Source organism: Caulobacter sp. FWC26 (assembly GCF_002742645.2).
Taxonomy (GTDB): domain Bacteria; phylum Pseudomonadota; class Alphaproteobacteria; order Caulobacterales; family Caulobacteraceae; genus Caulobacter.
In genome coordinates this window covers 4,220,476-4,235,605 of the sequence record NZ_CP033875.1, presented here as the reverse complement: position 1 = coordinate 4,235,605, position 15,130 = coordinate 4,220,476, and the positions used below count along the sequence as shown (strand labels likewise).

General features: G+C 66.1%; 10 protein-coding genes and 1 pseudogene. 6 read left to right on the top strand and 5 right to left on the bottom strand.

Features of this window, described 5'->3' with window-relative positions; translation table 11 throughout:
* Positions 1-6: 6 nt before the first annotated feature.
* The 5 genes and pseudogenes from CSW63_RS21780 to CSW63_RS24240 all read right to left on the bottom strand — a co-directional run.
* Positions 7-1,980: a chemotaxis protein CheA gene (locus CSW63_RS21780; protein ID WP_099502982.1), complete on the bottom strand. Its 1,974-nt coding sequence runs from the start codon at positions 1,978-1,980 to the stop codon at positions 7-9.
* Entirely contained in the window at positions 1,977-2,342 is a 366-nt protein-coding gene (locus CSW63_RS21775) for a response regulator (RefSeq protein ID WP_062098855.1), read from the bottom strand. Before CSW63_RS21775 ends, CSW63_RS21780 begins: the two co-directional genes overlap by 4 nt.
* Positions 2,339-2,665 carry an STAS domain-containing protein gene (locus tag CSW63_RS24245; protein ID WP_168193713.1) on the bottom strand — a complete coding sequence of 109 codons (327 nt, stop codon included), beginning with the start codon at positions 2,663-2,665 and terminating at the stop codon, positions 2,339-2,341. The genes CSW63_RS21775 and CSW63_RS24245 overlap by 4 nt, the downstream gene beginning before the upstream one ends.
* 150 nt (positions 2,666-2,815) lie before the next feature.
* Complete coding sequence (locus CSW63_RS21765; RefSeq protein WP_255357780.1) at positions 2,816-3,499, bottom strand: response regulator; 684 nt, start codon at positions 3,497-3,499, stop codon at positions 2,816-2,818.
* A gap of 292 nt (positions 3,500-3,791) precedes the next feature.
* A pseudogene (locus CSW63_RS24240) lies at positions 3,792-4,655 on the bottom strand (PAS domain-containing protein); the annotation flags it as partial.
* Between the two features lie 786 nt (positions 4,656-5,441).
* Here CSW63_RS24240 and CSW63_RS21755 point away from each other — a divergent pair.
* The 6 genes from CSW63_RS21755 (at position 5,442) to gspF (ending at position 15,120) form a co-directional block, all read left to right on the top strand.
* The gene (locus tag CSW63_RS21755; RefSeq protein ID WP_099502984.1) at positions 5,442-6,989 is read left to right on the top strand and encodes a hypothetical protein; all 1,548 of its coding nucleotides are present in this window, start codon (positions 5,442-5,444) and stop codon (positions 6,987-6,989) included.
* Positions 6,990-7,071: 82 nt separating this feature from the next.
* Complete coding sequence (locus CSW63_RS21750; protein ID WP_082749687.1) at positions 7,072-9,744, top strand: TonB-dependent receptor domain-containing protein; 2,673 nt, start codon at positions 7,072-7,074, stop codon at positions 9,742-9,744.
* 187 nt (positions 9,745-9,931) lie between these two features.
* Positions 9,932-10,369 carry a type II secretion system protein N gene (locus CSW63_RS21745; RefSeq protein WP_062098846.1) on the top strand — a complete coding sequence of 146 codons (438 nt, stop codon included), beginning with the start codon at positions 9,932-9,934 and terminating at the stop codon, positions 10,367-10,369.
* The gene (gene gspD, locus CSW63_RS21740; RefSeq protein WP_062098844.1) at positions 10,366-12,450 is read left to right on the top strand and encodes a type II secretion system secretin GspD; all 2,085 of its coding nucleotides are present in this window, start codon (positions 10,366-10,368) and stop codon (positions 12,448-12,450) included. The genes CSW63_RS21745 and gspD overlap by 4 nt, the downstream gene beginning before the upstream one ends.
* The gene (gene gspE, locus CSW63_RS21735; RefSeq protein ID WP_099502986.1) at positions 12,447-13,922 is read left to right on the top strand and encodes a type II secretion system ATPase GspE; all 1,476 of its coding nucleotides are present in this window, start codon (positions 12,447-12,449) and stop codon (positions 13,920-13,922) included. Before gspD ends, gspE begins: the two co-directional genes overlap by 4 nt.
* Positions 13,909-15,120 carry a type II secretion system inner membrane protein GspF gene (gene gspF / locus CSW63_RS21730; RefSeq protein WP_062098841.1) on the top strand — a complete coding sequence of 404 codons (1,212 nt, stop codon included), beginning with the start codon at positions 13,909-13,911 and terminating at the stop codon, positions 15,118-15,120. Before gspE ends, gspF begins: the two co-directional genes overlap by 14 nt.
* Positions 15,121-15,130 lie beyond the last annotated feature (10 nt).

The following is a 15,130-nucleotide window of genomic DNA, read 5'->3' as shown; positions in this document are numbered from 1 at the left end:
AGGCTCCTATCCGGCCGCGCGGAGGTGGGCGTCGTGGCGCTGGCCCATCTGGACCAGGGCGGGGATGTCGAGGATCAGGGCCACGCCGCCGTCGCCCAGGATGGTCGCGCCCGAGAAGGCGCCGACATCGGCGTGGAAGCTGGACAGCGGCTTGATGACCGTCTGGTGGTCGCCCAGGATCTGGTCGACGACGAGGCCGACGCGATCCTGGCCGGTGGCGACGACGACGATCTTCTGGTGCGGATCAGGCGCGCTGTGGGACTTGAACTGGTCGCGCAGGCGGATGAAGGGCACCAGCTCGTCACGCAGGGTGATCAGGCTGCGGCCGGTCGAGCGCGCGTCCTGGGCGGGGGAGAGCTCCACGCACTCCTCGACCGCGCCCAGCGGGATGACATAGCGGCTGGCGCCGACCCGCACGAGCAGGCCGTCGATGATCGCCAGGGTCAGCGGGATCCGCAGTGAGACGACCGAGCCCTGGCCCGGCTCGCTGCTGATGTCGATCGCGCCGCGCAGGCCCTCGATGGTCTTCTTGACCACGTCCATGCCGACGCCGCGGCCCGACAGGTTGGTGATCGCCGCGGCGGTCGAGAAGCCGGGGGCGAAGATCAGCTGCAGCAGCTCCTGGTCGCCCAGCACCGCGCCGGGGGCGATCAGGCCGTTCTCCTCGGCCTTGGCCCGCACGCGGGCGCGGTCGATGCCGCGGCCGTCGTCGGTGATGGTGATGACCACCTCGGCGCCGGACTGGCGGGCGGCCAGCATGATGCGGCCCGCTGGCGGCTTGCCGGCGGCGGCGCGCTGCTCGGGACCTTCCAGGCCATGGTCGGCGGCGTTGCGGATCAGGTGGATCAGCGGGTCGGCCAGGCGCTCGATCACCGTCTTGTCCAGCTCGGTGGTCTCGCCCTCGGTCGACAGCTCGATGCGCTTGCCGGTGTCGCGCTCCAGATCGTGGATCAGGCGGCGGAAGCGGCCGAACAGCTGGGCGATCGGCACCATGCGGACGATCATCATGGTGTCGCGCATCTCGGCGGCCAGGCGCTCGATCTCCTCGGCGACGGCGCGCAGGGCGACGTCGCTGCTGGAGGCGGCCAGCTGCTTGAGGCGCGACTGGGCGATGACCAGTTCGCCCACGCGGTCCATCATCTCGTCCAGGCGCTCGGCCGGGACACGCACGGTGTCGCCGGCCTTGGCGGCGCGGCCGGCTTCGGGCCCGGCCCCCGGGGCGGCGGGGGTATTGGCGGGGACGTCCTGAGACGCGGGCTCGGCGGCCAGCGCCGGGGCGGGCGTTTCCTCGCGGGTCGCGGCCGGGGCCGGGGTGAGGTCCTCGACCTCCAGGGTCATGTCGTCGATCACGAAGATGAACACGTCATCGATCGCATCGCGGCCGTGGGCGGTGGTCAGCACCACCTCCCAGGCCAGGTGGCAATGGGTCGGAACCAGCTCGCCCAGCGGCGGCACCGCGTCGGTGATCACCCGGACCGTGGCCTCGCCCAGGTCTCGCAGCTCGTCCAGCAGCGGCAGGGGCCGCGCGCCGTTGACCAGCGCGTCGGCCGGCAGGCTGAAGCGGATCTTGAAGGTCTTGAGCGCTGGCGTGGTCGGCGGCGCGGGGCCGTCGCCGTCGATCGCCTTCTGCAGGTCGGAAAGCAGGGCCTTGTCCAGGCCTTCCGCCACCGGCCGCCCTTCGGCCAGGGCGCGCATGTGGTCCTGGGCCGCGAGCACGGCGGCCACCAGCTGCGCGCTGGCCGCGACCTCGCCCTTGCGCACGCGGTCGAACGCCGTCTCGCAATGGTGGGTGAAAGCGGCGAGGGCGTCGAAGCCGAACATCGCGCCCGAGCCCTTCAGCGTGTGCAGGGCGCGGAAGACCGCATCGATCAGGTCGCGATCCCCTGGACGATCAGCCAGATCAAGCAGGCCTTGCTCGATCTGTTCCAGAAGCTCCTGGGCTTCCTGGCGGAAGGTCTCGGTGGGATCGAGGCCGCTCATTTCGCCAGGACCTTATTGACCACCCTGACCAACTGCTCGGGGTCGAAAGGCTTGGTCAGCCAGCCCGTCGCGCCGGCGGCCTTGGCCTGGGCCTTGACGTCGGCGTCGGACTCCGTGGTCAGAAACAGGATGGGGACTCCGGCTCCGGCCGGGCGTCCTCGCAACTGCTGGATCATGGTCAGCCCGTCCATGACCGGCATGTTCAGGTCGGTGACGATCAGGTCGAAGCCACCAGCGGTGGCCTTGTCGAGGCCTTCAGCGCCGTTCGCCGCCTCGGTCACGCTATAACCCTCGGCGCTCAAGGCGATCTTGATCGCCGCGCGAATGCTGGCGGAGTCGTCCACCGATAGGATCGCGGTCACGGTTGTACCCCCTCTTTAAGCCAAAAACTCGTCGTGCTGGGATCTGACGGATCCAAGAAGCCCCCTCGCCGCAGGACCGGAAGCACGGCTTCCCCGGCGGCGCTCCGCAGGCTTAGAGCCCGCCCGCGCTCAGCAAAGGTGCGGCGCGCAGACTCGATAAGTTGAACGAAGGACAGATCCGCTTCAGTTACGCCGTCAATGTCGATTGAGGCCGGCGCGTCCCTATCCAGGACTTCCAGCAGGGTGGAGTGCGCTTCCTTGATGTTAGGAAGTGTAATCTTTCCCGATAGAACAATAATGCTCTTATCTTGTGCTTCGGACACGATACCTCGCGTTCGCAATAAAGGCTGCGACTGTCTGGATCAATTCATGAATCCAGACTGATCAGGTAACCTTAAACGCGAGTAAATTTGCCCAAAGAGTGGGTGCGACAATCCGCCACGCCGGGTTTCTCTTGGAAAGACTTGGGATCGCTAATTCAGGACGGCCTGAAGCGCGGTGAACAGTGTTTCCGCGGTGATGGGCTTGGCGAGATGGCGGTCGGCTCCCGCGCGCAGGCTTGCGCGGACGTGTTCTTCGGCGGCGTTGGCCGTCAGCATGATGATCGGGAGGCGTGTCTGACCGGCGGCGATTTCCAGGCGTCGAATCTCCTCGATCGCCGTCAGACCGTCCATCACCGGCATCTGCATGTCCATCAGGACAAGATCCGGCCTTTGACGCTGGAAGACCTGCACCGCCTCTTGACCGTTCTCGACGCTGATCACCTCCGCCGAACCGTCCAGCATGATCTCCACGATACGGCGGTTGGCGGGATGATCATCTGCGACAAGCACCTTCAGAAGGCCTTCTGACAGGACGGATTCCTCGCCCGGGCCTTGCGAGACATCCGTCTCAACGGCGTCGCCGGCCTCGAGCGGGGGCAACGGCAAGGTGAACCAGAATCGGGAGCCGACGCCCGGCGTGCTCTCGCAGTCCAGCTTCCCGCCCATCAGCGCCACCAGATCGCGCGCGATCGTCAGGCCCAGACCCACGCCGCCGAACCGGCGGGTCATCGAATTGTCGGCCTGCTGGAAGCGCTCGAAGATGCGGTCCTTGTCGGCCGGAGAGAACCCCGGTCCGGTGTCGCGCACTTCGAAGCGGATCTGGCCCGGAGCGATCTCTTCGATAGTCGAGCGCCACCTCGCCCCGCGCCGTGAACTTGATGGCGTTGCCGACCAGGTTGCTTAGAACTTGGCCAAGGCGCACTTCGTCGCCCATGACGTTCTGCAGGGAAGGGGGGCAGGTAATCGCGAACGTGACCTCGCGCCCGACCAGTTCGCTACGAGCCGCCACCTCGACCGTGCGCGCCAGATCCTGCATTTCGAAGGGCTTGGCCTCAATGCGGAGCCTTTCGGCCTCCAGTTGGACAACGTCCAGAATGTCATCGAGCAGGCGTCTCAGCGTTCGCCCCGCCAAGCCGATCATCTCGACCTGTTCCCGGGCGGCCGCATCCAGAACCGCCCGCGAGAGCATGTCGGCGCATGCAACAATGCTATTCATGGGCGTGCGCACTTCGTGGCTCATGTTCGCCAGGAAGGCGCTTTTGGCCTGGCTGGCTCGCTCGGCGGCCTTGAGCGCATGTTGCAGGGCTTCGGCCTGCGCCAGACGTTCGGTGATGTCCTCGGCTAGGCTGATCACATGGCGCGGCCCCTGGTCATCAAAGGTGGCCATCGACTTGATGTCGTAGACCGCTCCGCCCATCGTTTCGGGTAAGCGCACCCCATGGGTTACGCGCGTTTCACCCATCCCGAACTGCTCGGCGTCCGCGCCGGAGACGGCGTTCGCGAGATCGGCGGCGAACAGTTCTGTCGGCGTGCGCCCGAGCGCCTGTTCGGCGTCGACGCCGAAGGCCGCCTCGGCCGCGCGGTTCCAGAGCACATATCGGCCCGTATCCGCAGCGGTGACCGTCAAGGGTGACGGAAGAGACTGAACGACGGACGCCATCAGGGCGGCGGATTCAACGCCTTCCGTGACGTTCTGGGCGACGGCCGTAATCGCGGAGACCTGTCCATCGGCGCCGAAGACGGGGGCGACGATGGCCTCGAAATATGAGGCGGTTCGAAGCTTGCGATGATCAAAGGAACGAAAGCGCGCGACGCTCCCGCTTGTCGCCGCAGCGAACGCCCGGTCAAGAGAGAAACTGCTCTCTTCGGGCCAGTGGTCGCGCCAGAAGGTGCCTATCGCCTCACGCGCGGCGACGCCGGAGAACCGCTCGCTCGCCTCGTTGAGGTGCAGGATGCGGCCATCCAGATCCAGCGTCCAAAGACAGTTCAATGGTTGACCTCAAGATCGTAGAGCTTGATCTTCATCAAGTCTGGCGGGCGATAATCGGACAGGCGCTCGCGCGTCTCGTCAATTGCCGCTCTGCTCATTTTCGTTTTTCCGTTTCGGGCGCCCAGCGCGCTCGCAGACCGTCTTCTATCGTCCGCTCACCCACTGATCCAGCGACTCAATCTGAGGTTTTCGGCGTGCGTAGTGGGTAGGATCTGAGTTTCGGTCGTCGGGGGGGGCACGCCTTGCGGCGTCGGCGGTCAGGCGCGCCAGCTTCGATTGAGGCGGTCGATGAGATTGAAGGCTAGCCATGCGGCGGGCCTTGCCAAGCCTAACGAAGCAAGAAAAGGGCGCTATGGAGCAAGAGGTGATCCAGAGGCTCGCTAAAAATGATAAAGCAGCTGCGCGCAAAATATTCCGAATATGGAATATCCGTATACGGACTAGTTTAAAATGCTCGCCAACGGCCTGGGTTCGAGCCGTCATATGAATGGCGCGTGTATTCAATAAATGAAGTTTATCTTCTTAAAGATTCTTAAAATAGAAGATTAGAGTTCATCTGCCAAATCTTATATTCATAAACGACAATTGATTTTCGCGATCGCGCGGCGCGAAGGTCAGTAGACTCGGCTCCTGCCCTCTAACTCGGCTCGCAGCGGGGCTCTGGTCATCGATCAACGTGTATTGGGTGAACCCCATTCCAGAAAAAGTGTCACAATTGCCGACTAAAGAGCTCCCTAGGCGTGACCGCCTGCGTTCGTCGCGGCTTGAGAAACCAGAGGGGCTCCTGTGAAGCTGTATAGAAACCTAATGCTCGTGAGCTGCGCCGCGATGGCGCTGGCCGGCTGCGGATCCGATGACATCTCGTCGCCCGGGACTGGCGGCAACGTCACCATTAACAACCCGACGACGCCGACCACCCCGACGACGCCGACCACGCCGACCACCCCGACGGGTGTGACGCCGGCCTCGGGCTGCCCGACCATCGCCGACCCGCAGGGTCTGAAGGACGACGGCACCATCACGGGCCCGACGGGCACGTGGCGCGTTTGCACCCTGCCGTCGCGCATCAACCGCTCGATCACCCTGCCGAAGATCGCGGGCCTGCTGTACCAAATGGCCGGCCGCGTCGACGTCGGCACCGACGGCGGCTTCACGAAGTCGGCCGCTGACTCGAACGTCACGCTGACGATCGAGCCGGGCGTCATCGTCTATGGCGGCACGGGCGTGTCCTGGCTGGCCGTCAATCGCGGCAACAAGATCAACGCCGTCGGCACCGCCACGCGCCCGATCATCTTCACCAGCCGTGACAACGTCCTGGGCCTGAACACCGAGACCTCGCAAGGTCAGTGGGGCGGCGTCGTGCTGCTGGGCCGCGCGAAGATCACCGACTGCACCACCGGCTCGACCGCCGCGAACACCTGCGAGCGTCAGACCGAAGGCGCAGCCGACCCGGCCCTGTTCGGCGGCTCGGACGACGCCGACAACAGCGGGACGATGCAGTACGTGCAGATCCGCTACTCGGGCTACGTGCTCGGCTCCAACGTCGAACTGCAGTCGCTGACGCCGTCGGGCATCGGCAGCGGCACCGTTCTGAGCCACATCCAGAGCTACAACAGCTCGGACGACGGCGTTGAGTTCTTCGGCGGCGTTCCGCGGATGAAGTACTACGTCTCGGTCGGCGCGGACGACGACAGCCTCGACGTTGACGTCGGCGCGCGCGCGAACTTCCAGTACGGCATCATGATCCAGCGCGACGGCGCCGGCGACGCCCTGATGGAAATCGACAGCAACGGCCGCGAAACCGAAACGCCGCGCACGGATCTGCGCATCTCGAACTTCACGATGATCCAGCGTCAGGTCACCAGCAACAACGAAGCCAACGACCTGGCCTCGATCCTGCTGCGTGGCAACTCGGACACGACGATCGCCAACAGCATCATCGTCTCGCCGAACAACGAATGCCTCCGCATGAACGGTTCGGGCGCCACGCCGGCCACGCTGGTCGCGCGTTCGTTCGTCATGAGCTGTAACGCGACCAAGTACCTCGGCAGCGGTTCGTACAACGCCGCTGCGGTTCAAGCTCAGTTCGGTTCGGGCGGCAACAACAACAACGACGCCTTCACCTCGACGCTGAACGCCTTCATCAACGGCGTGAACGAGCTGCAAGTCGCGGTCTTCAACGTCACGGGCCTGGGCGCCTTCTTCAGCCCGACCACCTACATCGGCGCCGTCAAGGACAGCAACGACACCTGGTACGCCGGCTGGACCTGCAACAGCTCGGCCGCCAACTTCGGCTCGACCAGCACCGCCTGTACGTCGCTGCCGACCAACTAAGCCGACGCGTTTTCGTCGAAACGGGGGGGCGGCTGGAAGACGGCTGCCCCCCAAATTTTACCTGCCTAGCTCCCCGGGGGGATTGGATATGATCACGCGTCGGCTAACGTCTCTGTTGCTTCTCTCGACCGCGCTCTCGATGCCTTCCTGGGCCATGGCGCAGACCGCCCCTTCGGCCGACGAGGCCGCCAAGCCCGCCGCCGCTGCGGCGCCGGCGCAATCGGATTTCCAGCAACCTGAGGTCTCGATCCCGGGCATGGTCGACGCCGTGGTCATCACGGCGAACCGCTCGACCAACGTGGTCCGCACGGGGTCGCAAGTCGTTACGGTCCTGAGCTCGGCCGAAATCGCGCGCACGGGCGAAGGCAACATCGCCGGCGCGCTGAACCGGGTCACCGGCGTGACCCTGGTCGGCAACGGCTATGTCTATGTTCGCGGTCTTGGCGACCGTTACTCCCTGGCGCTGCTGAACGGTTCGCCGCTGCCGAGCCCGGAACCGCTGAAGCGCGTCGTCCCGCTCGACCTGTTCCCCAGCCGCGTGATCGCCTCGTCGCTGGTTCAGAAGAGCTACTCCGCCAACTTCCCCGGTGAGTTTGGCGGTGGCGTGATCAACCTGACTACCAAGTCGATCCCGAATGAGGGTTTCATCAGCATCGGGGCCTCGGTGTCCGGCGACACCGAAACCACCAACCAGCTCGGCTACGACCACTACGGCAGCAAGACCGATTGGACCGGCTTCGATAACGGCAATCGCGACACGCCTTCGGCCCTGGCGGCGTTCTTCGCCAGCGGCGAGCGCATCAGCTCGGGCAAGGTCGACACCGCAGCGATCGCCGGCCAACTGGTCAACAGCCGCAATGGCGTGGTCCAGAAGTGGAACCATCTGCCGGTCAACTACGCGATGGACATCACGGCGGCCAAGCCGTTCGACCTCGATTCGATGGACCTCGGCGTCATCGCCACGGTCGGCTTCAGCAACCGCTGGACCACCCGCGACGCTCAGATCCAGAGCTCCCTGAACGCCGACCTCTCGGACAAGGAATCGGATTTCCGCCGCGTCAGCACCGATAACCGTATGGTGCTCAACGGCCTGTTCGGCGCCGCGCTTGGCTTTGGCGAGAACAAGATCCGTTGGACCAATCTGTACGTTCACGACACGGTCAAGAACACGCGTCTGGCGCTGGGCAAGCGCGGCGGAACCAGCGTCGACTTCATGCAGCAGAACACCGGTTGGTTCGAGCGCCAGCTGTTCAACACCCAGCTGGTCGGCGAGTTCAAGCCGACGCCGGAGCTGAACGTCGACGTCCGGGCCAGCTACGCCAACACCCAGCGCAAGGCCCCGGCCGAACTTTCGCTGGAATATGTGCGCACCAACACCGCGTCGGATCCGTTCGGCCAGTACTTCGTCAACCGCCTGAACAACGGTAACGGCGGCGACGCGCGCATCAGCTATTCGGATCTGGACGAAGACCTGTGGTCGGGCGGCGTGGACGCCACCTACAAGTTGGCGCCGGGCTTCGCGGCGACGGTCGGCTACGCCTATGTCAGCACCGATCGTGACAGCTCGCGTCGCGACTTCCAGTTCCAGGCGCCCAACACCTTCCCGCGCGGCGTTGACATGCTGCGTCCCGATCTTCTGCTGGCGCCGTCGATCATCAAGAACTTCAACATCGCCCTGGTCGACACCAACGAAGGCAACCCGGCCTTCAACGCCCAGCTGCAGAACCATGCCGCCTACGGCAAGCTGAACGGCACGGTGTTCGGCGATTTCGACTTCGACGTCGGTCTCCGTTACGAGACGGCGCGCCAGAAGGTGTCGCCGGTCGAGGTCTTCAAAACCCCGGGCGCGTCCCTGGCCTCGACCCGCCTGAAGGAGACCTACTGGCTGCCGTCGGCCACCGGCACGTGGCACGTCAAGTCAGATGCTCAACTGCGTCTGAGCGCGTCCCAGACGATCGCTCGTCCGCAGTTCCGCGAGCTGATCTATCAGTTCTACTTCGATCCCGACAGCAACCGCATGTATCGCGGCAACCCGCTTCTGACGGACAGTAAACTGACCAACGCCGAAGCGCGCTACGAGTGGTACTTCGCCAGCGACCAACGTCTGACCGTCGCGGGCTTCTACAAGACCATCGATCGCCCGATCGAGAGCTATGTGTCGGGCAGTGACCTGTCGACCAGCTTCGCCAACGCGCCCAAGGCCAAGCTCTACGGCGCGGAATTCGAAGTTCAGAAGTATTTCGACCTTTCGGATCTGAACGGCGACTTCTGGGCCAGCCGTCGTCTGGTGGCGATCGCCAACTACACCTACTCCAAGTCCGAGCTTCAGGTTTCGGCCGGCGACACGGTCGCGGTGTTCGCCGCGACCTCGACCAAGGCGACCGACTATTTCACCGACGGCGCGCCGCTGACGGGCCAGTCGGATCACGTGGTCAACCTGCAACTGGGCCTCGAAGACACCGAGCGCCTGTCGCAGCAGACCCTGCTGATCAACTACGCCAGCAAGCGGGTCACCAGCCGGGGTCTGGTCAACAGCGGCCAGCCGGACGTCGAGGCCTATCCGGGCACGCGCATCGACTTCGTCGCGCGCCAGGGCCTGGAGCTTTGGGGGCGTGAAATCGAACTGAAGTTCGAAGCACGCAACCTGACCGGCGTCGGCTACGAAGAGTATCAGAAGGCCGGCAAGAACCGCGTCGACGTCAACACCTACGACGTCGGTCGCTTCTTCTCGATCGGCGCTTCCGCGAAGTTCTAAACGGATGGGCCGAGAGGGGGTTTGCCCCTCTCGGTCGCCTCCGAACGGCGCCCCAACCGACGCGCCTCTCGCCTCGGATCATCCGAACCGGGAGCGTTTGTCATATTTCTGTAGTCAAACCGTCGCCGAACTGCGGCGCCGCCGCGCTACATCGCTTCGACCGTAAGCGATCCGTTGGCGGACCCCATTGTCATTCCCTGACCTTCCCCGTTCGCCCGGTCCCAGGATCATCCTCGCGCTCGAGGTTCTGCTGGTGCTGCTGCTCGCCGTGCAGGCGGCGCGTCTGGTCTGGATCGTCGCCGCGCCGGTCGGTGTAGTCTCGCCGCCGGTAAAGGCCTCTCACCGTCCCGTGGACATCAGCGTGCTGGCCCGGTTCGACGCGTTCGGCGCGACGCGCGGGGCGGTCGGCGGCTCGGCCATCGATGGTTTCCGTCTTTTCGGCGTGAGGTCCGGGGGGCCGGGCGGCGGCTCCGCCATCATCGCGGGACCCGACGGCGTGCAAAAGTCTTACACCGTCGGCGAGACCATCGCGGATGGCGTCACCCTGGCCTCCGTCGCGGCCGATCACGTCGAGCTCTCCCGTGGCGGCGCGCGCGCGACCCTTTCCTTCCCGGTGTCCCAATGACCAAGGTCCATCCGTCGCGTTCTGTTCTGGCCGCCGCCGCTGCGGCCCTGGTCTTGGGCGGCGCCGTGCTTCCGCCCGCGCTCGCCCGAGCCCAGACCCAGCTGCTGAATGTCCAGGACGCGGATATTCGCGTGTTCATTCAGGACGTCGCCAAGTCCACCGGCACGACATTCATCATCGATCCGCGCGTCAAGGGAACCGTGACCGTGGCGAGCAACGGCCCGCTGAACCGTCGCGAACTCTTCGAGGTGTTCCTGGCGACGCTGCGGGCCAACAATTTCGTGGCCACCCCCGCCGGTAATGGCGCCTACCGCATCGAGCCTTCCGAGAACGCGGCCCGACAGCCGTCGGCGGCCGGTGGTCAGTTCGCGACCGAGGTGTTCCGACTGCGCACCCTGGACGCGGCCAGCGCCGTCGAGATGCTCAAGCCGCTGGTCGGACCGCAGGGTCAGGTCGTGGCGAACCCGCGCGGCGCCGCCGTGGTGGTGGCGGACTATGCCGACAACGTCCGTCGTATCCGCGGTCTCCTGGCCCAGGTCGATCAGGACCGCGCGACGGTTCACACCGTCACCCTGACCCACAGTTCGGCCCGCGAGATCGCCCAGGTGCTGAACGACATGCTCGCCACGCCGGGGGCGGAGGGCAAGAGCGGCCGGGGCGCCGTCACCGTGGTCCCGGTCGACAGCAGCAACTCGGTCTTGCTCCGCGGTGATCCCGACGCCGTTCAGCGTCTGCTGCCGATCATCACCGACCTTGATCGTCGCGCCGAGTCCAGCGACGACGTGCGCGTCGTCTTCCTGCGTCACGCCAACGCCGAGCAGATGCTGCCCGTGCTGCAACAACTGGTGGGGCAGACGGCTGTCTCGTCGACGACGAGCGCGTCGCGGAGCCTTGGCGGTTCACGGGCCACGACCGGAGCGCCGGCTCCGTCGACTCCAGCGACCGCCCCGGCCGCCACCGTCGCGCCGAGCAATGGCGCCCAGGCGACGATCGCGCGCTTTCCCGGCGCCAACGCCCTGATCATCAACGCGCCGCCCGAGACCCAGCGCACCTTGGCCGAGGTCATTCGCCAGCTGGACATTCGCCGGGAGCAGGTTCTGGTCGAGGCCATCGTCGTCGAGGTCACCGACGGAACCGCCAAGCAGCTGGGCGTGCAGTTCCTGCTCGGCGGGACCAACGGCACCATTCCCTTCGTCGCGACCAACTACACCAATGCCACGCCGAGCCTGCTGCCGCTCGTCGGCGCGGCGGCGACCACGACCCGCGGCGCCGACAGTGATGGGCTGAAGTCCATGCGCGACGCGGCCATCAGCTCCCTGCTGACCGCATCGGGCGTCACCTCGGGCGTCTACGGTCGCAGTGGTGACGCGCTGTTCGGCGCGATCATCAATGCGGTGAAGAAGGACACGGGCTCCAACCTGCTGTCGACGCCGTCGATCATGACGCTGGACAACGAAGAGGCCCGTATTCTGGTCGGCCAGGAAGTGCCGATCACGACGGGCGAAGTGCTGGGCGACTCCAACGCCAACCCCTTCCGAACCATCCAGCGCCAGAACGTCGGCATCCAGCTGGAGGTCAAGCCGCAGATCAATGCGGGCGGCGGCATCACCCTGTTCCTGCGACAGGAAGTGTCGAGCGTCGCGGGGCCCGTCAGCGTCGGCTCCAGCGAGCTGATCATCAACAAGCGCGAGATCGAGACCACGGCCCTGGTCGACGACGGCGACATCGTCGTGCTGGGCGGCCTGCTGGACCAGCAGGAGACCCAGTCGGCCCAGCGCACGCCCGGCCTGGGGGATGTTCCCGGTCTCGGGGCCCTGTTCCGGAGCACGGCGCGCGAACACAAGAAGACCAACCTGATGGTCTTCATCCGGCCCCGCATCATCCGCAGCAGCGCCGACGCGCGCGACCTGACCGCGCCGCGCTACGACTACATGCGCAACCTGCCGCCGATGACCACGCAGGATGGCGATAACTCGTTGGACGCGGTGATGCGCGACTACCTGAACGTGGCCCGTCCGGTCGGGGCGCCGGCGCCCGCTAACGTCTCGCCGACCGCCGGCAAGCCGGCGACGACGCCATGACCATGCCGATGCTCGCCTACGGTTTCGCCAAGCGAAACGGGGTGGTCCTGCTGTCCCTGGGCGAGCGAGCGGTGATCGGCGTTCGCGAGGGCTATGACCCGATGGCGCTGGTCGAGATCCGGCGGGCGGTCGGCGCGCCGCTGGCGATCGAGCCGATGACCGCCCCGGTGTTCGATCGCAAGTTCTCGGAGGTCTATGCGGGCGCGGGCCTAGCCACCGCCTCAAGCGCCGACAGCCTGGATCTGGAGGGCGGCCTGGGCCTCCTGCTCGAGGACATGCCCGCCGCGGCCGACCTGCTCGATCCCCAGGACGACGCGCCGGTCATTCGCCTGATCAACGGCCTGATCGCCGAGGCCGTGCGCCTGGGCGCGTCGGACATCCATATCGAGCCCTTCGAGAAGGCGCTGATTGTCCGGCTTCGGATTGATGGCGTGCTGACCGAGGTGCTGAGCCTGTCGCCCCGCATCGCCGCGATGCTGGTGTCGCGGGTCAAGGTCATGGCCAAGCTGGACATCGCCGAGAAGCGCGTCCCGCAGGACGGCCGGATCTCGCTGGCCCTGGGCGGCAAGAGCCTGGACGTCCGGTTGTCGACCCTGCCGGCCCGCATGGGCGAACGGGTGGTGATGCGGATTCTCGACAAGGACCAGGCCGGCCTGCGCCTGACCGATCTTGGCATGTCGCCCGACGTGCTGAGCGCTTTGGAGACGGCCGTGCGCGAGCCGCATGGGATCATCCTGGTCACCGGACCCACCGGCTCGGGTAAGACGACGACGCTTTACGCGGCCCTGGCCGTGTTGAACGACAACAGCCGCAACATCCTGACCATCGAGGATCCGGTCGAGTACGCCGTGCATGGCATCGGCCAGACCCAGGTCAACACCAAGGTCGGCATGACCTTCGCGGCGGGCCTGCGGGCCATCCTGCGCCAGGACCCCGACGTGGTGATGGTCGGTGAAATCCGCGACTCCGAGACCGCCCAGATCGCCGTCCAGGCCAGTTTGACCGGTCACCTTGTGTTGTCGACGGTCCATACCAACGACGCGGCGGGCGCGGTGGTGCGCCTGCGCGACATGGGTGTCGAGCCCTTTCTGCTGGCCTCGACCCTGCGCCTCGTGATCGCCCAGCGGCTGGTGCGTCGCCTGTGCGAGCATTGCCGCACGCCCGAACCCGCCGACGCCGCGACGGCGGCTCTGGTGGGGCTGCCTGAGGGCGAGATTCTGTATCGCCCCGTCGGCTGCGCCCACTGCGGCCACACCGGCTATCAGGGCCGGATCGGTGTCTATGAGGCTCTGCGCGTCGACGACCACCTGCGCCGTCTGATCGGAGGCAACGCCAGCGAGCAGGAGATCACCGAGGCGGGTCTGGATCGCCGCCTGGGGCAGGAGGCGCGGGCCTATGTTCTGGCGGGCCTGACGACGGTGGAGGAGGCGCTCCGGATCACGGGCCAAGGGGCGCGCGATGGCGACCTTTGACTATGTGGCGCTGGATCTGGCCGGCCGGACGCGCCGGGGCCAGCTGAGGGCCGTCGACGAGGCCGCCGCCGCCGAACAGCTGCAACGCAAGCGCCTGGCGCCGGTCAAGATCATGGCCTCGGTCGCCAAGCCGGTCAGCGCGGGGCGTCTGGCCTTCGGCCAGGGCCTGAGCGCCAAGGACCGGTCGATGTTCACGCGCCAGCTGGCGACCCTGACCTCGGTCTCGACGTTGGAAGAAGCGCTGCGCACGATCGCCCTGCAGGCCGACAAGCCGAAGCTGAAGCAGGTGATCGGCGAGGTTCATGCCGCCGTGCTGGAGGGCTATCGGCTCTCGGACGCGATGGCCCGTCCCACCAAGGCGTTTCCGCCACTGTACCGCGCCATGGTGGCGGCCGGCGAGTCGTCCGGCGCCTTGCCGGCGATCCTGGATCGCCTTGCCGACCTCTTGGAGCAACAGCAACAGGTCCGTGCCAAGATCACCACGGCTCTGGTCTATCCGATCGTTCTGGCGGTGGTCGCCTGTCTGGTTGTCGCGGCCCTGATGGTCTTCGTCATTCCCAAGGTGGTCGAGCAGTTCGACTCGATGGGCCAGACCCTGCCGCTGCTGACGCGCCTGGTGATCGGCCTGTCGACCGGTCTCCAGACCTTCGGCTGGTTGATCGTCGTCAGCGCTGCGATCGCGGTGTTCGCCTTTCTTCGCGCCCTGCGTCATCGGCCCTTCAAGCTGGCGGTGGATCGCTGGCTGCTGCGCCTGCCGATGATCGGCCGCCTGATCCGGGACGTCCATGCCGCCAGACTTGCCCGGACGCTCGCCACCATGGTCGCCAGCGGACTGCCGGTGCTGGAGGGCCTGATGCTGACCGCCGGCACGGTGCGCAACGCCGTGCTGCAAGCCGCGCTCGACGACATGATCGCCGCCATCCGCGAAGGCGGCGCGCTGTCGGTGGCCATGCGCCGGGCCGAGGTCTTTCCGCCGGTGCTCGTCTACATGACCGCCAGCGGCGAGAGCAGTGGGCGGGTCGAAGCGATGTTGATGCGCGCGGCCGACTATCTGGAACGTGAGTTCGAGACCTTCACGGCCACGCTGCTCAGCCTGCTGGAGCCGGCCATCATCGTGCTGCTGGGCGGGGTGGTGGCGACCATCGTGCTGTCGATCCTGCTGCCGATCCTGCAGATCAACAATCTGGCCTTGAACTAGGAAGCCAAGT

Coding starts and splice junctions, on each gene's coding strand:
- CSW63_RS21780 (WP_099502982.1), bottom strand. CDS start 1,980: ATGAGCGGCCTCGATCCCACCGAGACCTTCCGCCAGGAAGCCCAGGAG.
- gspD (WP_062098844.1), top strand. CDS start 10,366: ATGACCAAGGTCCATCCGTCGCGTTCTGTTCTGGCCGCCGCCGCTGCG.
- gspE (WP_099502986.1), top strand. CDS start 12,447: ATGACCATGCCGATGCTCGCCTACGGTTTCGCCAAGCGAAACGGGGTG.
- gspF (WP_062098841.1), top strand. CDS start 13,909: ATGGCGACCTTTGACTATGTGGCGCTGGATCTGGCCGGCCGGACGCGC.